Genomic DNA, 21,130 nt, shown 5'->3' with positions numbered 1-21,130 from the left:
ATGAACCAGCGAGCACAGTTCGACAAGATCGCGCCCCTCCTGGCGGCGCAGGCCATCGAGGTCCCGTCGTGGGCGTACGGGAACTCGGGCACCCGGTTCAAGGTCTTCGGCAGCCCGGGCACCCCCCGTACCGTCCGGGAGAAGATCGCCGACGCGGCCACCGTCCACCGCTTCACCGGGCTGGCCCCCACGGTCGCGCTGCACATCCCGTGGGACAAGGTGGACGACTACGCCGCGCTGCGTGCCTACGCCGAGGACCTCGGCATCGGGCTCGGCACGGTCAACTCCAACACCTTCCAGGACGACGTCTACAAGCTCGGCTCCCTGACGCACCACGACAAGGCCGTCCGGCAGCAGGCGATCGAGCACCACCTGGCGTGCATCGACGTCATGGACGCCACCGGCTCGCGGGACCTGAAGATCTGGCTCGCCGACGGCTCGAACTACCCGGGCCAGGCCGACATCCGCAGCCGGCAGGACCGGCTCGCCGACTCGCTCGCCACGATCTACGACCGGCTCGGCGAGGACCAGCGCCTGGTGCTCGAGTACAAGTTCTTCGAGCCGGCGTTCTACCACACCGACGTCCCGGACTGGGGCACGTCGTACGTGCAGGTGGCGGCCCTCGGCGACAAGGCGCTGGTCTGCCTCGACACCGGTCACCACGCGCCGGGAACCAACATCGAGTTCATCGTGGCGCAGCTGCTCCGGCTCGGCCGGCTCGGCTCCTTCGACTTCAACAGCCGGTTCTACGCCGACGACGACCTGATCGTCGGGGCAGCGGACCCCTTCCAGCTCTTCCGGATCCTGGTCGAGTGCGCCCGTGGCGGCGCGTTCGAGCCGGGCAGTCCGGTGGCCTTCATGCTCGACCAGTGCCACAACATCGAGAAGAAGATCCCCGGACAGATCCGGTCGGTCCTCAACGTGCAGGAGATGACGGCACGGGCGCTGCTGCTCGACCGCGACGCCCTGAGTGCGGCCCAGCAGGACGGCGACGTCCTGCTGGCCAACGAGATCTTCATGGACGCCTTCTCCACCGACGTCCGCCCGCTGCTCGCCGCCTGGCGTGAGGAGCGAGGGCTGCCCGCCGATCCGATGCGGGCCTACCTCGCCAGCGGCTACCAGGAACAGATCGAGGCGGACCGCGTCGGCGGTACGCAGGCAGGATGGAACTGACGCGATGAGCAGCACCCCCACCAACACGGCAGCCGAGCTGATCGCTCGCTCCAACCGTCTGGGCGCCGACCCGAAGAACACCAACTACGCGGGCGGCAACACCTCAGCCAAGGGCACCGAGACCGACCCGGTCACCGGTGAGCCCGTCGAGCTGGTCTGGGTCAAGGGCTCCGGCGGCGACCTGGGCACCCTCAAGGAGTCCGGTCTCGCGGTGCTCCGACTGGACCGGATGCGCGCGCTGGTCGACGTCTACCCGGGCATCGAGCGCGAGGACGAGATGGTCGCGGCGTTCGACTACTGCCTGCACGGCAAGGGCGGCGCGGCTCCCTCGATCGACACCGCCATGCACGGCCTGGTCGACGCGGCCCACGTCGACCACCTGCACCCCGACTCCGGCATCGCGATCGCGACCGCCGCCGACGGCGAGGCCCTGACCGAGAAGATCTTCGGCGACAAGGTCGTCTGGGTGCCGTGGCGCCGCCCGGGCTTCCAGCTCGGACTGGACATCGCCGCGATCAAGGAGAGGAACCCGCAGGCGATCGGCTGCATCCTCGGTGGCCACGGCATCACCGCCTGGGGCGACACGAGCGCCGAGGCCGAGGCCAACTCGCTGTGGATCATCGACACCGCCGCCGCCTACATCGCCGAGCACAGCAAGGCCGAGCCGTTCGGTCCCGCGCTGGAGGGATACGGCGCCCTGCCGGAGGCCGAGCGTCGGGCGAAGGCTGCCGCCCTGGCCCCAACCATCCGCGGCATCGCCTCGGCCGACCGGCCGATGGTCGGCCACTTCACCGACTCCGATGTCGTGCTGCACTTCCTCGCACACGAGGAGCACCCGCGCCTGGGGGCCCTCGGCACCAGCTGCCCCGACCACTTCCTGCGGACCAAGGTCAAGCCGCTCGTGCTCGACCTGCCCTCGAGCGCCTCGGTCGAGGAGTCCATCGCCCGGCTCCAGGAGCTCGCGGTGGCCTACCGCGAGGACTACCAGGGCTACTACGACCGCAACGCGGTCTCGACGGGCTCGACCACCGAGTGGCCGGCGATCCGAGGCAAGGACCCGCTCATCGTGCTGGTCCCGGGCGTCGGCATGTTCAGCTTCGGCAAGGACAAGCAGACCGCCCGCGTGGCCGGTGAGTTCTACGTCAACGCGATCAACGTGATGCGCGGTGCCGAGGGGCTCTCGACGTACGCGCCGATCGACGAGGCGGAGAAGTTCCGGATCGAGTACTGGGCGCTCGAGGAGGCCAAGCTCCAGCGGATGCCGAAGCCGAAGCCGCTCGCCACCCGGATCGCGCTCGTCACCGGTGCGGCCTCCGGCATCGGCAAGGCCACCGCCGAGAAGCTCGCCGCCGAGGGCGCCTGCGTCGTCATCGCCGACCTCTCCCTGGAGAAGGCCCAGGCCGCCGCCGCCGAGATCGGGCAGATCGTCGGGGGCGGGGCCGACGTCGCGGTCGGCGTCCAGGTCGACGTGTCGGACGCCGATGCCGTACGTGCCGCCGTCGACGCCGCCGTGCTCGCCTTCGGCGGTCTCGACCTCGTCGTCAACAACGCCGGCCTCTCGCTCTCGCGCTCGCTGCTGGAGACCACCGAGAAGGACTGGGACCTGCAGCACGACGTGATGGCCAAGGGCTCCTTCCTGGTCTCCCAGGCCACCGCCAAGGTGATGATCGAGCAGCAGCTGGGCGGCGACATCGTCTACATCTCCTCGAAGAACTCGATCTTCGCCGGGCCGAACAACGTCGCGTACGGCGCCGCCAAGGCCGATCAGGCCCACCAGGTGCGCCTGCTGGCCGCCGAGCTTGGTGAGCACGGCATCAAGGTCAACGGGGTCAACCCCGACGGCGTCGTCGCGGGCTCCGGCATCTTCGCGTCGGGCTGGGGCGCCAACCGTGCCGCCGTCTACGGCGTGGAGGAGAAGGACCTCGGCAAGTTCTACGCGCAGCGCACCATCCTCAAGCGTGAGGTGCTGCCGGAGAACATCGCCAACGCCGTCTTCGTGCTCTGCTCGGCCGAGCTCAGCCACACCACCGGCCTGCACATCCCGGTCGACGCTGGCGTGGCGGCTGCCTTCCTGCGATGAGTCCGATGGTTGAGGTGCGAGCGGAGCCAGCCTCGAGAACCGTTCGGGTCGCGGCGGTCGACCTCGGCGCGACCAGCGGTCGCGTCATGGCTGCCGTCGTCGGCCCGGACCGGCTCGAGCTGGAGGAGGTGCATCGCTTCGCGAACGGCGGCGTCCCCGTCCGCGGCGCGCTGGTGTGGGACGTCGTCGGCCTGCACCGCGAGATCCTCGCCGGGATCCGGAAGGTGGCCGACACCGGGCCGCTGGACGGGATCGGCATCGACGCGTGGGCGGTCGACTACGGCCTGCTCGATCGCGACGGCGAGCTGCTCGGCAGCCCGTACTCGCACCGGGATGCCCGCACCACGGGCGTCCCGGAGAGGGTCTATGCGCGGGTCTCCGCCTCCTCGATGTACGCCGTCGCCGGCCTCCAGGAGCTGCCGTTCAACACGGTCTTCCAGCTCGTCGCCGCCCGCGGCACCGCGGCGCTCGCATCGGCGGCGACGCTGCTGCTGCTGCCCGACCTGCTGTCCTACTGGCTCACCGGCGAGCTCGGCGCGGAGCGGACCAACGCCTCCACGACCGGGCTCTACGACGCCCGTACGCGGGAGTGGTCGGTCGACCTGGCCACGAGGCTCGGCCTGCCCGCCGGCATCCTGGCGCCGCTGCGCGACCCCGGCTCGGTGATCGGTCCGGTGCTCCCGTCGGTCGCCGACGCGATCGGCGTCGAGGACGTTCCCGTGATCGCCGTCGGCTCGCACGACACCGCCTCCGCGGTCGTCGGCGTGCCGGCCGTGCCATCGCCGGGGGAGGAGCGGTTCGCCTACATCTCCTCGGGCACCTGGTCGCTGGTCGGCCTCGAGCTCGACGCCCCGGTGCTGACCGAGGCCGCGCGGCTGGCGAACTTCACCAACGAGGGCGGCGTCGACGGCACCATCCGCTTCCTCAAGAACGTGATGGGCCTGTGGGTCCTCTCCGAGACGCTGCGGGTCTGGGCCGCGGAGGGGCGCCCGGCCGATCTGCAGGCGCTGCTCGCCGAGGCCGCGCAGGCCGACCCGCTGCGCACGGTCGTCGACATCGACGATGCCACCCTGCTCGCCCCGGCGAGCACCTCCGACCCGATGCCGGCCCGGCTGGGCGCCCTCGCGGGCGCCGCCGGCGAGCCGCTCCCGCAGACCCCGGCCCAGGTCGTCCGCACGATCCTGGACAGCCTCGCTCTCGCCTACCGGCGCAACGTCCGGCGCGCGGTCGACCTGTCCGGCCACGAGGTCGACGTCGTCCACGTCGTCGGCGGCGGCTCCCAGAATGCGCTGCTGTGCGGGCTCACCGCCGACGCCTGCGGGCTGCCGGTGCTCGCCGGGCCCTCCGAGGCCGCGGCGCTCGGCAACGCGCTGGTGCAGGCCCGCGCCCTGGGCCGGCTCGACGGACACAGCGACCTGCCCGACCTCGGCGCGATGCGGGCGCTGGTCCGTCGCACCCACGACCTCGTCCGCTACGAGCCCCGCGCCGGCCTCGACTGGGCGGGCGCCGAGGCGCGCCTGCGCACGCCCTTCTCGGGCGAGGAAGGATGAGCCGTATGCGGGTCGCCCTCATGGTCACGTGCATCAACGACGCCCTCTATCCGCGCACCGGGCAGGCGGTCGTGGCACTGCTGCGCCGGCTCGGGGTCGACGTCGACTTCCCGGCGGCCCAGACCTGCTGTGCGCAGCCGATGGTCAACACCGGCTACCTGGACGAGGCGGTCCCGGTGGTCCGTACGTTCGTCGACGCCTTCGCCGGCTACGACGCGATCGTCACGCCCTCGGGATCCTGTGCGGGCTCGGCCCGCCACCAGCACGCCCTGGTCGCTCGGCGCTCGGGTGACGCGGGCCTGGAGCGGGCGGTCGGGGAGGTCGCGCCGCGGGTCTACGAGCTCTCCGAGTTCCTCGTCGACGTGCTCGGCGTGACCGACGTCGGCGCCTACTACCCGCACACCGTCACCTACCACCCGACCTGTCACTCGCTGCGGATGCTCGGCGTGGGGGAGCGGCCGTTGCGGCTGTTGGAGGGGGTTCGGGGCCTGACGCTGCTGGAGCTGCCCGGCGCCGACCAGTGCTGCGGCTTCGGCGGCACGTTCGCGGTGAAGAACGCCGACACCTCGATCGCGATGGGCACCGACAAGGTGCGCAGCGTCTGCGGCACGGGTGCGGAGGTCCTCACCGCCGGCGACAACTCCTGCCTGACCCACATCGGAGGCCTGATGACGCGCCAGCGCGCCGGCGTACGCCCCGTGCATCTGGCCGAGATCCTCGCCTCCACCGAGGCCGAGCCGTGGGGGGAGACCCGATGAGCGAGCGCAGCGAAGCGCGCACGTCGATGAGTGCGACGTTCGTGGGGATGCCGACGTTCCCGGTGGCGGCGCGCGAGGCGCTGGCGAACACCCAGCTGCGGCACAACCTCGCCCATGCCACCGGCACCATCCGGGCCAAGCGGGCCCGGCTCGTCGACGAGGTCAACGAGGTCTCCTCGTGGGAGGAGCTGCGGCTCGCCGGCGCGGGCGTGAAGGAGGCCGCCCTCCTCGACCTCGAGACCCAGCTCGTCCGCCTCGAGGAGACCCTGACGGCCAACGGCGCCAGCGTGCACTGGGCCCGCGACGCCGAGGAGGCCAACCGGATCGTCACCGAGATCGCGCAGCGCCACCGGGTCGACGAGGTGGTCAAGGTCAAGTCGATGGTCACCCAGGAGATCGGGCTCAACGAGGCGCTCGCCGAGGCCGGCATCGCCGCCTGGGAGACCGACCTGGCCGAGCTCATCGTGCAGCTCGGCGACGACCTGCCCTCCCACATCCTGGTGCCGGCGATCCACCGCAACCGGGCCGAGGTCCGCGAGATCTTCCTGCGCGCGATGAAGAAGGTCGGCCGGCCGGCACCCGAGGACCTGACGGACGAGCCCGCCGTCCTCGCCGCGGCGGCGCGCGAGCACCTGCGGGAGAAGTTCCTGCGCGCCCGCGTCGGGGTCTCGGGGGCCAACTTCGCCGTCGCCGAGACCGGCACGCTGGTGGTGGTGGAGTCGGAGGGCAACGGCCGGATGTGCCTGACCCTGCCCGAGGTGCTGATCTCCGTGGTCGGGATCGAGAAGGTCGTCTCCACCTGGGACGAGCTGGACCCGCTGCTGCGGCTGCTGCCCCGCTCCTCGACCGGCGAGCGGATGAACCCGTACACCTCGACGTGGTCCGGCGTGACCCCCGGCGACGGGCCGCAGGAGGTGCACGTCGTCCTGCTCGACAACGGCCGCACCCGCGCCCTGGCCGACCAGGTCGGGCGACAGGCGCTGCGCTGCATCCGCTGCTCGGCGTGCCTCAACGTCTGCCCGGTCTACGAGCGCACCGGCGGGCACGCGTACGGGTCGGTCTATCCCGGTCCGATCGGCGCCATCCTCAACCCGCTGCTCAAGGGCATCGGCACCGACGAGCAGGTCGACTCCTTGCCCTACGCCTCGTCGCTGTGCGGGGCCTGCTTCGAGGCCTGTCCGGTGCGGATCGACATCCCCTCGGTGCTGGTGGACCAGCGCGCGAAGGTGGTCGACGCGCACCGCGCGGCCCGGGTGCCCACGCTCGAGGGCATCGCCTTCAAGGGTGCCGCGGTGGCGCTCTCGGACAGCCGGCGGCTCGGCTTCGGCGAGCGGTTCACCAAGGCCGGTCTGCGAGTCGCCGGCCGCTTCGGCGCGGCCAAGTGGACATCGGCGCGTGATCTGCCGTCGGCGCCGGACGAGTCGTTCCGAGCGTGGTGGAAGCGGACGGACGGCGGCCGGGACGAGAGCACGAAGAAGGACGGGCGATGAGCGCGCGCGACGAGATCCTCGGCCGCGTGCGCGCGGCCTTGACCGATGTGACCGACGTGCCGGCGCCCCCGGTCGCGCCGCGCCGGAGCGCCGTCGAGGACGTCGTCGGGCTCTTCGAGGAGCGGGTCGCCGACTATCGGGCGCTCGTCGTCCGTACGACACCTGACGGGCTGCCGGCCACGATCCGGGATGCGCTCCCGGAGGGGGCGTCCGCGCTGCTTCCGCCGGGACTCCACGGCTCGCTCGGGCTGAGCGGGACGGGCATCGTGGTGGACGACGGCGGGCTCACCGCAGCGCAGCTCGACCGGATCGACGCGGTCGTCACCGCGTCCGCGGTCGGCATCGCCGAGACCGGCACGATCGTGCTCGACCACGGCCCCGACCAGGGCCGCCGCGCGATCACGCTGGTGCCGGACACGCACATCTGCGTCGTGCGCTCCGACCAGGTCGTGCTGGACGTGCCGGACGCCGTCACCCTGCTCCGCCAGGCCGTCCTCGAGGGCCGGCCGCTGACCTGGATCAGTGGCCCGTCGGCGACCAGCGACATCGAGCTCAGCCGGGTCGAGGGCGTCCACGGCCCCCGCAACCTCGTCGTCGTGATCGTGGAGTCGTAGCAGGCCCGAGCCGATTTCGTGGCGACGTGGGGCCTCCGCTAACGTTCCTCTCGGTGGCGTGTCCGAGCGGCCGATGGTGCAGCACTCGAAATGCTGTGTAGGGAAACCTACCGAGGGTTCAAATCCCTCCGCCACCGCCAGTCGACGGAGCCCGGTCCTGCGAAGGACCGGGCTCCGTTGCATTTCGGCGTACGGAAGGCGGCGTCAACGCGCTCCGCCGCCGCGCTCGGCCAGCCGTCGGACGGTCGAGACGAAGTCACCGGGTTCGAAGGCGATGTGGTCGGCGTTCGTCGCTGAGGTCGTGACCGATCCCGGGCATGGGGCCCAGGTGAACTGCTGGGTGACTCCGGCCGAGGCGAAGGCGAGCGTCGCCGTTGCTGACCGGCCGACGATGACGGGACAACTCCGCACTCCGCCGGGCGGAAGCACGCTAAGACCGTTGACCAGGCTGCTCAGCTCGGCGATCTCCTGCGGGTCGGAGACCACCACGGAGCCGCCCGGGTCCGTGGTCCCGCTGTCGGGGCGGTACGTGACCCGTACGGACGACACCTCGTCGGCGTCGACGTCGGTGGATATCGGGCGGGCCGGGCGCCAGGAGACCCAGGCGTCCGCCCGCACGTCGACCGCCTCGCCGTCCTGGAAGAACGTGACGTCGAGCTCCGGCATCGCATAGGCGTCCGTCGCCGCGGTGCTCTCCTCGCCGGCCAGCCACATGATGCTCGTGGCGCTGATCCTGGATCCTGGATGGAGTGGATCGGGCTCGCTCTCCCTGCCCGTGCCGGCCGCGGCGTCGGCGATCGGCGGGGTGCGGGATCTCAGATCGGCGCTGAGCCCGATGGCGTCTCTGTTCGGCACGATCCAGAACGCGGTGCGATGGATCTGGTGCTCGATGTCGCTCGACATCGGCCTGGACGTCGGCTCGTGGAGGATGGCGGCGGGTGCCGATGCGGCCGGGTGTGCTGCGGGGAGGTCGACCCAGGTCACGAGCCGCTGCGCCTCCGAGGTCGCGGCGGCCTGGTGCGCGGCGTCCTCCCCGCGCGGCGCCGCGCTCGCGGGGACCGGTGGGCCGGAGGCGGAGACGGCTGTCGGGTGACCGGCGGCGTACGTCGCCAGGCAGCCGACGATGACAAGCCCCGCCGCGCCGACGGCGAGTGACCGTCTTCTTCGAGCGGCGGCGGGCACACGTCGCACCCGGCGGGTCATGGTCCTCACGATAGTGAAGACGCCACGTCCGGGCTGCCGCGTTCCTTGCTCTGCCACGCGGGCGAAGGGATCACTGCAGCGCGGCGGTGAGGCGCATGACGTTGTCGACGTAGCGGGCGCCGGGTGAGCGCCGCCGCCACTCCTCGAGGGTGAGCTCGCGCGAGACCGCCCGGTAGTGGTCCTCCACCTCGCGCATCGCCGCCACGACGGTGGGGTCCGGCACCATCAGCGAGATCTCGTAGTTGAGTGCGAACGAGCGCATGTCCATGTTCGAGGAGCCGATCACCGCGACGTCGGAGTCGATGGTGAAGTGCTTCGAGTGCAGGATGCTCGGCGAGGGGTAGCGGTAGATCCGCACGCCCGCCTCCAGCAGGGCGCGGTAGTAGGACGCCTGCGCCCGCCCGACCATGAACTGGTCGGAGTCCTCGCTGACGAAGAGCTCCACCGGGACCCCGCGCTGGGCGGCGGTGGTGACGGCGTAGAGCAGGGACTCGTCCGGCACGAAGTACGGCGAGGTGATCGAGATCCGCTCGGTCGCCAGGTAGAGCAGGGCGGTGAACATCCGCAGGTTGTTCTCGACCGCCAGGCCCGGACCGGACGGCACCACCTGGCAGGCGACCTCACCGGGCTGGCTCACGACTTCGGCCCCGGCGGTCGACGGCGCCAGCCCGTGCGAGACGGCCCGGCTCGTCTCGGCGTACCAGTCGGAGGCGAAGACGGCGTTGAGGGTCGCGACCACCGGACCCTCGACGCGCACCATCAGCTCGACCCACTCCCGTCCGAGCCGGTGGCTCTTCGCCCGGTGGTAGCCCGGCTCGATCAGGTTGAGCGAGCCGGTCCAGCCGATCCGGCCGTCGACGACCGCGATCTTGCGGTGGTTGCGCAGGTCGGGCCGGCGCCACCGCCCGCGCAGCGGCTGCAGCGGCAGCATCAGGTGCCAGTCGATGCCGGTCGCCTTGAGCCGTCGTACGAACGTCCGGTAGCCCGTGACCCGCAGCGATCCGAGGTGGTCGAAGAGCAGCCGGACCTCGACGCCGCGATCCGCCGCCCGCGTCATCGCCTCGAAGAGCGGAGCGGTCACCTCGTCCCAGGTCACGATGTAGAACTCGATGTGCACGTAGGAGGTGGCGCGATCGACCTCCGCGGCGATCTCCTCGATCACCGTGCGGTAGCCCTCGCGCATCGCCACGGTGTTGCCGTCGATGATCGGCAGCGCCCCGAGCCGCTCGTTGAGCTCGGTGACCCGGTCCATCGCCGCTGTCAGGGGCGGGTCGATCACGTTGACCTGCCGGGCGGCCCGCTCGCGCATCACGGCGACGGCCGCGCCCTTGCGCTCCATCCGTCCGCGCGACAGCGAGATCCGGCCGACCAGCAGGAAGATCGCGAAGCCGATGATCGGCTCGACCAGGATCAGCAGCAGCCAGGCCATCCCGGTCGACGGCTTGCGCCCGCCCGGGATGACGCCGAGCGCGAAGAGGCGCAGCCCGACCTCGAGGACGAGGAGACAGGCCTCGAGCAGCGCGATCAGGTGCACGGCCATGAGCGTAGAGGGATCGGCGTCGCGGGGGCGGCATTCTCTGGACGGGCGACCTAGCACGGACGACGCAGATCGCGGGGCGGAATGCCGAAAGAAGGAGAACCCCCACACCACTGCAGCGCCCGAGGAGTCCCCCATGCAGCGACGACGGAGTCGTGCCCAACGCGTGACCGTGATGACCACGGCCGCCGTGGCAGCCGCGACGGCCGGCTACCTCATCGGGAGTCTCGTCGCGGGCTACGCCGTCCCGGTCCCGGCCCTGGTCGTCGCACTGCTCGCGGGTTGGCTGTGCATCGTCGCCCTGGTCGCGTTCCCTCGGTTCGACGACCCCGCATCCCCTGCCGCCACCGTCGGCGTCACGGTCGTCGACGCCGCCCGGGTGGCCGTCATCCGCGATGCGGGGGCCGCCGGTCGCGAGCGCGACCCGGTGACGGGCCTGCCGCACTACGAGTCGACGCGCGACGACGGCTACGTCACCCGTACCGACGAGCTGGCGGGCTCGGTCATCGTGGTCGAGATCGTCGATCACGTCGCGGCGAGCGCGATCGCGCCGTCGGTCGCCGACCGGCTGGTCGCCGACGCCGCCGCGCGGATCGCCACGACCGGCTCGACGTACGGCGCGGTGGTGCGCCGCCTCGACGGCCCGCGCCTGCTGCTGCTCCTCCCGGCGCTCGACGAGGCCGCGCTGACCGCCCTGGCGAGCATGCTGCACGACGGCGCCGCGCTCGGGCGGGCGCCCGGCGTCGCGCTGCGGGACGGCTCCCAGCCGGTCCGCCTCGTCGCCGGGGTAGCGATCGCCGACGGCGAGGCGGTCGACGTCCCGACGCTGGTGCGCTCGGCGACGACGGCCGCGGGGCAGGGCAAGCGGCAGGGCAACGAGTCGCCGATCGTCTTCCACGACGGCCTCGCCGACGAGGCCCGCGAGCGGCTCGTGGTCGGCCGCGCGCTGCGCACCGCGATCGACGAGCGCAACATCAACGTGGTCTACCAGCCGCAGCTCGACCTGGTCGACGGATCACTCCTCGGCGTCGAGGTGCTGGCGCGCTGGCGCGACCCCGTGCTGGGCACGATCCGCCCCGATCGTTTCGTCGAGGTCGCCGCCGAGATCGGGATGAGCTGGCAGCTCGACCGACTCATCTTCGAGAAGGCCTTCGCCCAGCTCGGCGACTGGGACGCGGCCGGCGTCGCGGTGCCGCGGCTGTTCCTCAACGTGGCTCCGCAGAACATCGCGCTGGGTCGCCGCATCGGCATCCAGGACCTGATGCCCGCGTACGGCGTCGACCCGGACCGGATCACGATCGAGGTGGTCCACAGCGGCCAGTTCGACAGCGCGCAGGGAGCGGCCGCCGTCCGGCACGTCCGCGAGCTCGGCATCCACGTCACCCTCGATCACTTCGGGGCGGGCGAGACCTCGTTCGCCCGGCTCACCGAGCTGCCGGTGACCGGGTTGAAGATCGACCGGGCGCTGCTCGCCGAGGACGCCGACCGGACCGCGCTCGCCGCGATCATCCACGCCGGCACGGCCCTCGGCCTGTCGGTGGCGGCCGTCGGCATCGAGACCACCGAGCAGGCCGAGCGGCTGCGATCGCTCGGCTGCGTCGCCGGCCAGGGCTACCTCTACGCGCAGCCGCTGACCGCCGACGAGCTCGTCGAGTGGATGCGGGTCCCGCACCTCGTCTGACGCGGAGTCAGGCCTCGCAGCGGATCACCGTCTCGGAGGTACGGCAGACGTCCCGGTCCTGGCCACCGTTGGCCCGGTCGCGGCCCACCCCGCCGACCAGCCGGTCGTTCCCGGCATTGCCCGAGAGGAAGTCGGCGCCGTTGCGGCCCTGCAGGACGTCGTTGCCCGCCATGCCGATCAGCGTGTCGTTGCCACCACCGCCGATGAGGTGGTCGTCGCCCGGCGTGCCGATGATGCGCTGCACGGAGAGCATGGTCGCGGCGCCGGTCGGCCAGGTCGCGCGTCGCGTCAGGATGGAGGCGGTGGCGCCCTGGGTGCCCAGCCAGCGCAGGTCGACGGTGTTGCTGCCCTGGCCGCCGAGGATCGTGCCCTTCCAGCGCAGCGCCGGGACGGCACTCCAGGTGGCGGCGTCGGTCTTGAGGGTGTTCAGCTTGAACGTGTCGTTGCCGGGCCCGCCGTTGAGCCGGTAGCCCGTCACGGCGGTTCCGCTGTCGGCGCTCGCGCCGGAGAGCGTGTTGTTGGGGTCGGCGGCGAGGAGGTCGTTGCCCGGGCCACCGCGCAGCCGCCCGCCGTACCCGACGGTGAGGGTGTCGTTGCCGGGCCCGCCGTCGAGGTAGGTCGGCGCGACCGCGTGGAGCCAGTCGTCGCCGCCGTTGCCGCGTGCGGTGTCGGCGCCGGCTCCGCCGTCGAACCAGTTGTCGTCCTGGTCGCCCACGAACGTGTCGTTGCCGGGCGTGCCGAAGATCCTGGCCCGGTTCAGGCCGCTGAGCGTGTCGGTGCCCGTGCGGGAGCCGGTGACGGTGCCGGCGACCAGGTCGACGCTGATGCCGGCCGCGCCGGAGGTGTAGCCGTCGGCGCTGTAGTCCACGTCGTCGTTGACGGTGCCGAAGAGGCGGTCGTTGCCGGCTCCGCCGACGAGCCGCTCCCGGGCGCCGCTGCTGACCAGGGTGTCGTCGCCGTCTCCTCCGGCCAGTGTGTTCCCGGTGGTCGCGCCCGAGGCGGCGACGGCTCCACAGATCACGTCGTTGCCGCCCGCCCCGTCGAGCGTGACGTTGTGGAAGCCGTTGGCGGAGATGATGTCGTCGCCGTCGGTGCCGGTGACGACCTGGCCGTCGGCGGTCGCCCACAGCGTCGGCGCGACGCCGTTGCAGAGGAGCCCGGTGGGCGGTGCCGCGGACGGGCTCGCGGACGGGGTGTCCGAGGGGCTCGCGGACGGGGTGTCCTCGGCGTGCGCGGCGCCGAGCGCCGGCAGGACGAGCAGGCCGGCGGCGAGTGCCGGGACGGCGGCTCGACGCAGCAGGGTGCGGTTCAGGGTGCGGGGCAGGTGGGGCGATTGGGGCACGGTTCTTCCCTTCGTCAGCGCCGAGAACGGCTGACCATGGATGGGGGCGACCCGACGCTGGCACGTCCGCCTGTCGTTCGACTGTGACCGAGGTGGGTGGTGGATCAGAACCCGCGATCAGGCGTAGCGGGCCGCGGCGCGCGCCGCACGGACGCCGTACCCGCCGCCGAACAGGCAGGCGTGCACGAGCAGCGGGAAGAGCTGGTGCAGACCGGTCCGCTCCTCCCAGCCGGGAGCGAGCGGGTACGCGTCGTCGTACGCCTCCTGGACGCGCTCGAGGTGGGGCAGCCCGAAGAGGGCGAGCATGGCGAGGTCCATCTCGCGGTGGCCGCCGTACGCGGCCGGGTCGATCACCCACGCGTGCCCGTCGTGCGCCCAGAGCACGTTGCCGGTCCACAGGTCACCGTGCAGCCGTGCGGGCGGCTCCTCCGGCACCAGCTCGCCGATCCGCGAGACGGCCCGCTCGATGGTGGCGGCGTGGGTCTCGTCGAGGCTGCCGCGATCGTGTGCGAGCTTGAGGTAGGGCAGCACCCGCCGGGTCACGAAGAACTCCGCCCAGGTGGGTGCGGGCGCGTTGGGCAGCGGTAGCCGGGCGATGAACCCGTCCTCGTCGTGCCCGAAGGAGCCGGCCCCGGCGCGGTGGGTGGTCGCGAGGTCCTGACCGAGCTCGGCGGCGGCCTCGGCGCTCGGGCGGCCCGGGTCGACCCAGCGCAGCACGATACAGTCCTGCTCGGCCGCGAGCACCTCCGGGGTCCGTACGCCCCCGGCCTCGGCGAGCCAGGCCAGCGCCCGCGCCTCGGTGGGGAAGAACGTGTCGGGGCTGTGCGGCAGCGTCTTCATCAGCGCCTGGGTGCCGTCGGCCAGGCGCAGCTTGGTGGCCGTCGCGACGTCGCCTCCCGCCACCGGGGCCGTGCTCACCACGGCCCGGCCGAGCAGCTGCTCGGCACGACGGGCGATGGAGGGCAGCCGGGTCACGACAACCGCACCGCCCGCTGGGCCTCCAGCTGCTCGACGATGACGTCGGCGGTCCGCTCGATCATCGCGAGCACGTGCGCGAAGCCGTCGGCGCCGCCGTAGTACGGGTCGGGGACCTCACCGGGCCCGGCCGGGTCGAGGTCGCGCCACAGCATCACCCGGGCGCTCGGACCGCCGAGGTCGGCGAGATTCTGCTCGTCCATCGCCAGCACGAGGTCGTACCGCTCCGCCCACGCCGGGTCCCACTGCCGGGCGCGGTGCCGGCTCGGGTCGTAGTCGTGCTCGCCCAGGACCGCCGCGGAACGCCGGTCCATCGGCTCGTCCACGTGCCAGCCGCCGGTGCCGGCGCTGATCACCTCGACCGTGTCCAGGCCCGCCTCGTCGAGCCGGGCGCGGAGGACGACCTCGGCGATCGGGCTGCGGCAGATGTTGCCCAGGCAGACCGCCGCGATGGCGTACCGGTCTTCGACGCGCGCGGCGGGGAGCATCAATCGTCCGTCAGGAGCTTGCGGGCGAAGAAGCCGGCGATCGCGAAGACCAGGCCGCCCCAGACCGCCGGCCAGAAGCCGTCGACGTGGAAGCCGATCCGCGTCGGCCCGAGCAGCCATGAGGTCAGGCCGAGCATCGCGGCGTTGATCACCAGCAGGAAGAGACCGAGGGTGAGGATGATCAACGGGATGCTCAGGATCGTCAGGATGGGCTTGACCACCGCCGAGACCAGGCCGAAGATCGCCGCGACGATCAGCAGCGGCACGATCTTGTGCTGCACCTCGTCCATGCCGCTCGTCGGGCCCTCCAGCCAGATCCCGGGAATCAGCCACAGGACGACAGCGAGCGCGACCGCGTTGACGGCGAGCCAGGACAAGAACCTCACACGCCTGATCGTGGCATGCCGCGCCAAGCGGTCACACCTCTTGGTGCTGATCCTCCGAGCGGCGCGGCGCCGGGACGGTACGGCCGAGCCAGCTGCGCAGCTCGGCCAGCGGCATCGCCGGCGCGTAGAGCGGACCCTGGGCGATCCGGCAGCCGGCGGCCAGGAGGTGGTCGCGCTGCTCGGGCGTCGCCACGCCCTCGGCCACGGCCCGCATCTCCAGGCCGCGCGCGATGGCCAGCATGCCGGTGATGAGCGCGGTGTCCTGGTCGGTGCCGGGGATGTTGTCGATGAAGGTCTGATCGATCTTGAGCGTGGAGAAGCGGTACGCACGCAGCCGCGCGATCGAGGAGAAGCCGGTGCCGAAGTCGTCCATCGCGATCCCCACGCCGAGGTCGTACAGCGCCTCGGCGTGGTCCTGGGCGGTGGCCAGCGCTGAGATCGGCCCGGTCTCGGTCAGCTCGATCTCGAGCCGCTCGGCCGGGAGCTGGTTGGCCACCAGGGTCTCCTCGACGTAGTCGACGAACCCACGACTGGTGAAGCAGGACGGGAAGACGCTGACCGCGACCGGCACGTCGATCTCGCCGGACTCGCCGAGGTCGGCGATCTCCCGGCAGGCCAGGTCCAGGATGTAGCGGGTGAGCCGCGGGTACAGGCCCGCGGCCTCCATCGCGGGGAGGAAGTCACCGCTGCGCCGCAGGCCGTGCAGGGGGTCCTGCCAGCGCACCAGGGCCTTGAGACCGACGACCTCGCCCGTGGCCATGTCGACCTGCGGCGCGTAGTGCAGCAGCAGCTCGCGGCGGTCGATCGCCTCGGTCGCGCGGCGGCGCAGGTCGAACTGGCGGATCCGCTCGTCGCGGAGGTCGCCGGAGAAGCGGCGCGGCTCGGTCTCCCCGGCCCGCTTCGCCTCGTACATGGCGATGTCGGCGTTGCGGATCAGCTCGGCGGCGTCGACGCCGTCGGTGGGGGAGAGGCTGATGCCGATGTGCGCGGTCAGGTGCAGCACCTCGCGGTCGATCACGACCGGCTCCTGCGCGGCGGCGCTGAGCCGCTCGGCGACCCGCTCCGCGACGTCGGGGTCGCCGTCGGTCTGGACGACGGCGAGGAACTCATCGCCCCCGACGCGGGCGAGCAGGTCGTATCCGCGCAGGTGGCTGCTGAACCGGTCGGCCATCACGCGGAGCACGTCGTCGCCCACGGAGTGGCCGAACCGGTCGTTGATCTGCTTGAACTGGCCCAGGTCGATGAAGAGCACCGCGATGCCCGAGCCCTCGTCGTCCTCCTCGATCAGCGTGCGGAGGTAGTCGACCGCTGAGCGCCGGTTGAGCGCGCCCGTCAGGTCGTCGCGAACGCCGACCGCGTGACCGCAGTTCTCGCAGTGCGGAGCGCTCGACACCACGCTCACCGCCCTCCGCAGATCCTGAAGAGGGTGCCCCCCGGCGCCCCCGCCCGCATCGATCTTAGGTAAAGCGAGCCGGTCGTTGTGGCATTGTTGACGAGAAGGTCGTTGAACCTTGAATGAGGTCTAGACAGGTCCCCCGTCAGGAGTTCGGATGAGCGAGAACCACACGCCGTCGTACGTCGAGCAGGGCCGCGAGTTCACCCGCGACACCCGCTACATCGACGACCGGATCACGGCCGGAGCCCGGGTCCCCGAGCACGGCCCGACCGAGGGCACGATGTGGCCCGTCGAGCCGGGGCGCTACCGGCTGGTCGCCGCCAAGGCGTGCCCGTGGGCGACCCGCACCCTGATCGTGCGCCAGCTGCTCGGCCTCGAGGACGCCCTCTCGGTCGGCCTGCCCGGCCCGACCCACGACGCGCGTTCGTGGACCTTCGACCTCGACCCCGACGGCGTGGACCCCGTGCTCGGCATCCACTTCCTCCAGGACGCCTACCTGGCCCGCTTCCCCGACTATCCGCGCGGGATCACCGTGCCGGCGGTCGTCGAGATCGCGAGCGGCGAGGTCGTCACCAACGACTTCCCGTGGATCACCCACGACCTCTTCTTCGAGTGGCGCGACCACCACCGGGCGGACGCGCCCGACCTGTGGCCGGCCGAGCTCCGTGAGGAGATGGAGGAGGTGATGCAGCGGATCTACACCGAGGTCAACAACGGGGTCTACCGCTGCGGCTTCGCCGGCTCGCAGGAGTCGTACGACGCCGCGTACGACCGGCTCTGGACCGCTCTCGACTGGCTCGAGGAGCGACTCGCGACCCGGCGCTACCTGATGGGCGATCGGCTGACCGAGGCCGACGTACGGCTGTGGACCACGCTCGCCCGGTTCGACGCGGTCTATCACGGCCACTTCAAGTGCAACCGGCAGAAGCTCGCCGAGATGCCGAACCTCTGGGGCTACGCCCGTGACCTCTACCAGTCGTTCCCGGCGTTCCGCGACAACACCGACTTCGCTCAGATCAAGGCGCACTACTACGTCGTGCACAGCGACATCAACCCGTCGGGCATCGTCCCGAAGGGCCCGGACCCGGCGGTCTGGGACGAGCCGCACGGCCGGGCCTGAAACGCAGAAGAGCCCCTCGCGAGAGGGGCTCTTCCGACTGGCGGACCTGGGGGGATTCGAACCCCCGAGGGCTTGCACCCAACACGGATTCCAGCCGTGCGCCATAGGCCACTAGGCGACAGGTCCGTCGCGTACCTTACCGGCGCGCCCGGAGGGTGCCGAATTGCGGCGGCCTCCGGTGCCGGCTCCCGTGTCGGCTCCGTGTCGGCTCCGGGGCCGCTCAGACGCTGGTCGCCGCGGCGATCAGCCGGGTCAGGCGGGTGTGCAGGTCCTGCAGCTCCTCCAGCGGAACACCCAGCCGCTCGACGATCGCAGGCGGGATCGCGAGGGCGTCCTCGCGTAGGCCGCGGCCCCGGTCGGTGAGCACGACGGCGAGCGCGCGCTCGTCGGAGCGGTCGCGCTCCCGTACGACGTAGCCGGCCGCCTCGAGCCGCTTCAGCAGCGGAGAGAGCGTGCCGGGGTCGAGCTCGAGGACGTCGGCGAGCGCGCTGACGCGGCGCGGCTCCTGCTCCCACAGCGCCAGCATCACGAGGTACTGGGGGTGGGTGAGGCCCAGCGGTTCGAGGAGCGGGCGGTAGAGCCCGATGACCGAGCGAGCTGCCACGGCGAGGCCGAAGCAGACCTGCTGGTCGAGGGCGAGCAGGTCGGCTGCGTCGGAGATCACGGACGGGGAGGGCGCTGGCACTTTGTGAGCGTACCAATAGTTGGTGTACAAACTAATACGTGGAGACCACGCCTACCCAGCCGGTGAAGAAGCGCCCGCGGCACCTGATGGACCCGAACAACCCGGTCCGCCCGGTCAACGACAAGTCGCTGACCCATGTGCAGCGCTGGATCATGTCCGTCCTGGCCGTCTTCACCATCGCCCACCTGTGCGTCGGCATCGTGATCGCCGCGACCATGACCGACCAGCGCAGCGGCCAGATCGGGCTCAGCATCATCGCCGGCCTGTTCGGCATCGCCGCGGTCGTCCTCGGCCAGATGATCCACCAGCGCGACCCGCGCAACGCCTGGCTCCTGGTCGGCCTGCTGCCGACCGCCGTCGGTCTGTTCCTGGTGCTCTGAGGCTCCGCCGGCCGCCCCGGCTTTGGGTGGCGGCGACAGCCTCGCCTAGACTCCACCGCAACCCCCCACGTGGCGGTATCTCGCCGAATCCCCCAGGGCCGGAAGGCAGCAAGGGTAGGAGAGCTCTACCGGGTACGTGGGGGGCCTTCGCATTTCGGCGATAGCGTCCGCTGGTGACCTTCACCCAGCTGGCCGTCGTCGGCGTCCTCGGACTGCTCGGCCCGCTGCTGGCCTACCCGCGCGGATGGCACCTGCCGGTCGTGCTCGGCGAGCTCCTGGCCGGCGTCGTGATCGGCCGCACCGGCTTCGGCTACCTCGACGCGAGCGATCCGACGTTCACGTTCCTGGCCGACATCGGCTTCGCGCTGGTGATGTTCGTGGCCGGGACGCACGTCCCCGTACGGGATCCCGCGATCCGCCCCGCCCTGCGCGGCGGTGTCCAGCGTGCTGTCCTGATCGGCCTGCTCTCCGCGGCCGGCGGGTGGCTGATCGCCGTCGTCTGCAACGGCGACCACCCGGCGCTGTACGGCGTGCTGCTCGCCTCGTCCAGCGCCGCGCTGATCCTGCCGATCGTGGACTCGCTCGGCCTCGGCGGCGTGCAGGTGCTGGGCCTGCTGCCGCAGATCGCGATCGCGGATGCCGCCTGCATCGTCGCGCTCCCGCTCGCGATCGACCCCCACCACGCGCTGCGCGCGGCCGGGGGAGCGGCAGCGGTGATCGCGGCGGCCGCCGTCGTCTTCCTGCTCTTCCGGCACCTGGAGCGCAACGGCACCCGGCGGGCGCTGCACGCGATCTCCGAGCAGCGGCTCTTCGCCGCCGAGCTGCGGATCCAGCTGGCGGTGCTCTTCGGCCTGGCGGCGCTCGCCGTGTGGACCCACGTGTCGATCATGCTGGCCGGCTTCTCCTTCGGCCTGGCCGTCACGGCGGTCGGGGAGCCGCGCCGGCTGGCCAAGCAGCTCTTCGCGCTCACCGAGGGCCTGTTCGGGCCGCTCTTCTTCGTCTGGCTCGGCGCCGGCCTGGACCTGCGCGCCTTCGGCAGCCACCCGAACATGATCGCGCTCGGCATCGCCCTCGGCGCCGGAGCCGCCGTCACCCACGTCCTCGGCGGCCGGGTCCTCGGTCAGCCGCTCCCGCTGGGCCTCCTGGCCTGCGCCCAGCTCGGGGTCCCGGTCGCGGCGGCGACCGTCGGCGGTCAGCTCGGCGTCCTGGCCCCCGGCGAGGCGGCCGCCCTGATGCTCGGCGCCCTGGTCACGATCGTCCTCGCCGTGGTCGGCGGCGGGGCCGCCGTCCGGGTGGGGATGACGGCGCCGGCCCACGAGCCGCGGCCCGCGGGCCGCTGAGGCTCAGCGGCCGCGCCAGCCGTGCTCCGGCTCGTAGCCGAGCACGCGCCGCGCCTTGGCGATCGAGAGCAGGGTGTCGTGCTCGCCGATCTCGCCGCGGCGCTCGACGTCCGGGAAGACCTCGTCGAGCAGCTCGCCGTTCGGTCGCGACATCACGGTGTCCCCGTTGGCGATGATGAAGACCTCGCATCCGGTGCCGGTGTGCTCGAGCGCCCGACGCACGGCCTGGGCGCCGTCGCGGGCGTCGATGTAGCCCCACAGGTTCCACTTCCGCAGCCGCGCGTCGGCGTCGTAGGTGGGGAAGGCGGCGTAGTCCTGCGGCTCCATCACGTTGGAGAAGCGCAGGCCGTACATCTTGAGCGCCGGGTCCCAGCGGCACAGCTCGCCGGCCATCGTCTCCTCGAGCGTCTTGACCATCGAGTAGGTGCTCTCCGGGCGCGGGGCGTACTCCTCGTCGACCGGCACGTACGGCGGCGGGGTGTCGAAGGGCAGGCCGAGCACCGTCTCGCTCGAGGCCCACACCACGTTCGTGACGCCACAGCGGCGGGCGGCCTGGAAGACGTGGTAGGTCGCGTTCATGTTGTTCGCGAAGGTCGCCGCGTCGCCCACGATCCCCGGCGCCGGGACGGCCGCGAGGTGCACGACGGCGTCGATGGCGTCGTACCGCTCCTCGACGCCGAGCATGGCGTCGAGGACCTGGGCGTAGTCGGTCAGGTCCACCGGGACGTACGTGACGTCGGTGCGCTGCGGCGCGGTGCGGTCGAGGACCACGACCTGGCGACCGTGCGCGACCAGATCGTCGACCACCGCCCGGCCCAGCTTCCCGCATCCGCCGGTGACGATCACGCGCTCGCTCATAGGCGCCACGGTAGTGGAGCGTCACGCCGCGGCCGGGTCCGGTGGGGACGCCCGCGCACTGCCTTCCTCGGGCG

19 protein-coding genes, 2 tRNA genes and 1 other RNA gene are annotated in these 21,130 nt (G+C 72.0%); 12 read left to right on the top strand and 10 right to left on the bottom strand.

Annotated elements, in window-relative coordinates; genetic code table 11:
* The 7 genes from rhaI to ACZ5L9_RS05460 all read left to right on the top strand — a co-directional run bounded on the left by rhaI (position 1) and on the right by ACZ5L9_RS05460 (position 7,805).
* Positions 1 to 1,173, top strand: coding sequence for an L-rhamnose isomerase (rhaI, locus tag ACZ5L9_RS05490; protein WP_464534713.1), 1,173 nt, complete (start codon positions 1 to 3; stop codon positions 1,171 to 1,173).
* A 4-nt stretch (positions 1,174 to 1,177) separates the two neighbouring features.
* The gene (locus tag ACZ5L9_RS05485; RefSeq protein ID WP_464534711.1) at positions 1,178 to 3,253 is read left to right on the top strand and encodes a bifunctional aldolase/short-chain dehydrogenase; all 2,076 of its coding nucleotides are present in this window, start codon (positions 1,178 to 1,180) and stop codon (positions 3,251 to 3,253) included.
* Between the two features lie 86 nt (positions 3,254 to 3,339).
* Complete coding sequence (locus ACZ5L9_RS05480; RefSeq protein WP_464534708.1) at positions 3,340 to 4,803, top strand: rhamnulokinase; 1,464 nt, start codon at positions 3,340 to 3,342, stop codon at positions 4,801 to 4,803.
* A gap of 5 nt (positions 4,804 to 4,808) precedes the next feature.
* The gene (locus tag ACZ5L9_RS05475; RefSeq protein WP_464534705.1) at positions 4,809 to 5,561 is read left to right on the top strand and encodes a (Fe-S)-binding protein; all 753 of its coding nucleotides are present in this window, start codon (positions 4,809 to 4,811) and stop codon (positions 5,559 to 5,561) included.
* The gene (locus ACZ5L9_RS05470; RefSeq protein ID WP_464534703.1) at positions 5,558 to 7,051 is read left to right on the top strand and encodes a lactate utilization protein B; all 1,494 of its coding nucleotides are present in this window, start codon (positions 5,558 to 5,560) and stop codon (positions 7,049 to 7,051) included. Before ACZ5L9_RS05475 ends, ACZ5L9_RS05470 begins: the two co-directional genes overlap by 4 nt.
* A complete protein-coding gene (locus ACZ5L9_RS05465; protein WP_464534700.1) occupies positions 7,048 to 7,665 on the top strand; it encodes a LutC/YkgG family protein in 618 nt (205 codons plus the stop codon). The genes ACZ5L9_RS05470 and ACZ5L9_RS05465 overlap by 4 nt, the downstream gene beginning before the upstream one ends.
* Before the next feature lie 52 nt (positions 7,666 to 7,717).
* Positions 7,718 to 7,805, top strand: a tRNA-Ser gene (locus tag ACZ5L9_RS05460).
* A gap of 64 nt (positions 7,806 to 7,869) precedes the next feature.
* On the opposite strand, the gene ACZ5L9_RS05455 is transcribed toward ACZ5L9_RS05460, so the two are convergent.
* Positions 7,870 to 8,868 carry a hypothetical protein gene (locus ACZ5L9_RS05455; protein ID WP_464534697.1) on the bottom strand — a complete coding sequence of 333 codons (999 nt, stop codon included), beginning with the start codon at positions 8,866 to 8,868 and terminating at the stop codon, positions 7,870 to 7,872.
* 70 nt (positions 8,869 to 8,938) lie between these two features.
* Entirely contained in the window at positions 8,939 to 10,402 is a 1,464-nt protein-coding gene (gene cls, locus ACZ5L9_RS05450; protein WP_464534694.1) for a cardiolipin synthase, read from the bottom strand.
* Between the two features lie 139 nt (positions 10,403 to 10,541).
* Here cls and ACZ5L9_RS05445 point away from each other — a divergent pair, with 139 nt between their 5' ends.
* Positions 10,542 to 12,086 carry an EAL domain-containing protein gene (locus ACZ5L9_RS05445; protein WP_464534692.1) on the top strand — a complete coding sequence of 515 codons (1,545 nt, stop codon included), beginning with the start codon at positions 10,542 to 10,544 and terminating at the stop codon, positions 12,084 to 12,086.
* A 7-nt stretch (positions 12,087 to 12,093) separates the two neighbouring features.
* Here ACZ5L9_RS05445 and ACZ5L9_RS05440 read toward each other — a convergent pair whose 3' ends face one another.
* From ACZ5L9_RS05440 to ACZ5L9_RS05420, 5 genes are all read right to left on the bottom strand, one after another.
* Positions 12,094 to 13,428, bottom strand: a complete 1,335-nt coding sequence (locus ACZ5L9_RS05440) for a calcium-binding protein (RefSeq protein WP_464534690.1) — start codon at positions 13,426 to 13,428, stop codon at positions 12,094 to 12,096.
* A 117-nt stretch (positions 13,429 to 13,545) separates the two neighbouring features.
* Positions 13,546 to 14,403, bottom strand: a complete 858-nt coding sequence (locus tag ACZ5L9_RS05435; RefSeq protein WP_464534688.1) for a fructosamine kinase family protein — start codon at positions 14,401 to 14,403, stop codon at positions 13,546 to 13,548.
* Complete coding sequence (locus tag ACZ5L9_RS05430; RefSeq protein WP_464534686.1) at positions 14,400 to 14,891, bottom strand: low molecular weight protein-tyrosine-phosphatase; 492 nt, start codon at positions 14,889 to 14,891, stop codon at positions 14,400 to 14,402. The genes ACZ5L9_RS05435 and ACZ5L9_RS05430 overlap by 4 nt, the downstream gene beginning before the upstream one ends.
* Positions 14,891 to 15,277: a phage holin family protein gene (locus tag ACZ5L9_RS05425; RefSeq protein ID WP_464534684.1), complete on the bottom strand. Its 387-nt coding sequence runs from the start codon at positions 15,275 to 15,277 to the stop codon at positions 14,891 to 14,893. The genes ACZ5L9_RS05430 and ACZ5L9_RS05425 overlap by 1 nt, the downstream gene beginning before the upstream one ends.
* Before the next feature lie 31 nt (positions 15,278 to 15,308).
* Positions 15,309 to 16,679, bottom strand: coding sequence for a putative bifunctional diguanylate cyclase/phosphodiesterase (locus ACZ5L9_RS05420; RefSeq protein WP_464534682.1), 1,371 nt, complete (start codon positions 16,677 to 16,679; stop codon positions 15,309 to 15,311).
* Between the two features lie 148 nt (positions 16,680 to 16,827).
* Between ACZ5L9_RS05420 and ACZ5L9_RS05415 the strand changes: the two genes are divergently transcribed.
* Positions 16,828 to 17,793 (top strand): glutathione S-transferase family protein, encoded by a 966-nt coding sequence (locus tag ACZ5L9_RS05415; RefSeq protein WP_464534680.1) that lies wholly within the window; start codon positions 16,828 to 16,830, stop codon positions 17,791 to 17,793.
* A gap of 38 nt (positions 17,794 to 17,831) precedes the next feature.
* Here the strand turns inward: ACZ5L9_RS05415 and ACZ5L9_RS05410 are convergent.
* Both ACZ5L9_RS05410 and ACZ5L9_RS05405 read right to left on the bottom strand, forming a co-directional pair.
* A tRNA-Ser gene (locus tag ACZ5L9_RS05410) sits at positions 17,832 to 17,919 on the bottom strand.
* Between the two features lie 94 nt (positions 17,920 to 18,013).
* Positions 18,014 to 18,478 (bottom strand): MarR family winged helix-turn-helix transcriptional regulator, encoded by a 465-nt coding sequence (locus tag ACZ5L9_RS05405; protein ID WP_464534677.1) that lies wholly within the window; start codon positions 18,476 to 18,478, stop codon positions 18,014 to 18,016.
* A gap of 38 nt (positions 18,479 to 18,516) precedes the next feature.
* On the opposite strand from ACZ5L9_RS05405, the gene ACZ5L9_RS05400 reads away from it, so the two are divergent.
* The 3 genes from ACZ5L9_RS05400 to ACZ5L9_RS05390 all read left to right on the top strand — a co-directional run bounded on the left by ACZ5L9_RS05400 (position 18,517) and on the right by ACZ5L9_RS05390 (position 20,198).
* Positions 18,517 to 18,858: a hypothetical protein gene (locus ACZ5L9_RS05400; RefSeq protein WP_464534673.1), complete on the top strand. Its 342-nt coding sequence runs from the start codon at positions 18,517 to 18,519 to the stop codon at positions 18,856 to 18,858.
* 59 nt (positions 18,859 to 18,917) lie between these two features.
* An RNA gene (gene ffs, locus ACZ5L9_RS05395) (signal recognition particle sRNA small type) lies at positions 18,918 to 19,007 on the top strand.
* Positions 19,008 to 19,031: 24 nt separating this feature from the next.
* Positions 19,032 to 20,198: a cation:proton antiporter gene (locus ACZ5L9_RS05390; protein WP_464534671.1), complete on the top strand. Its 1,167-nt coding sequence runs from the start codon at positions 19,032 to 19,034 to the stop codon at positions 20,196 to 20,198.
* Positions 20,199 to 20,201: 3 nt separating this feature from the next.
* Here the strand turns inward: ACZ5L9_RS05390 and ACZ5L9_RS05385 are convergent, their stop codons facing one another.
* On the bottom strand, positions 20,202 to 21,056 hold the full coding sequence (locus tag ACZ5L9_RS05385; RefSeq protein ID WP_464534668.1) for an NAD-dependent epimerase/dehydratase family protein: 855 nt from the start codon (positions 21,054 to 21,056) through the stop codon (positions 20,202 to 20,204).
* Positions 21,057 to 21,130: the final 74 nt, after the last annotated feature.

It is taken from the genome of Nocardioides sp. JCM 18998 (assembly GCF_055391535.1).
Note: the sequence above shows the minus strand (reverse complement) of the source record. Positions and strands in the feature narration are given on the sequence as shown.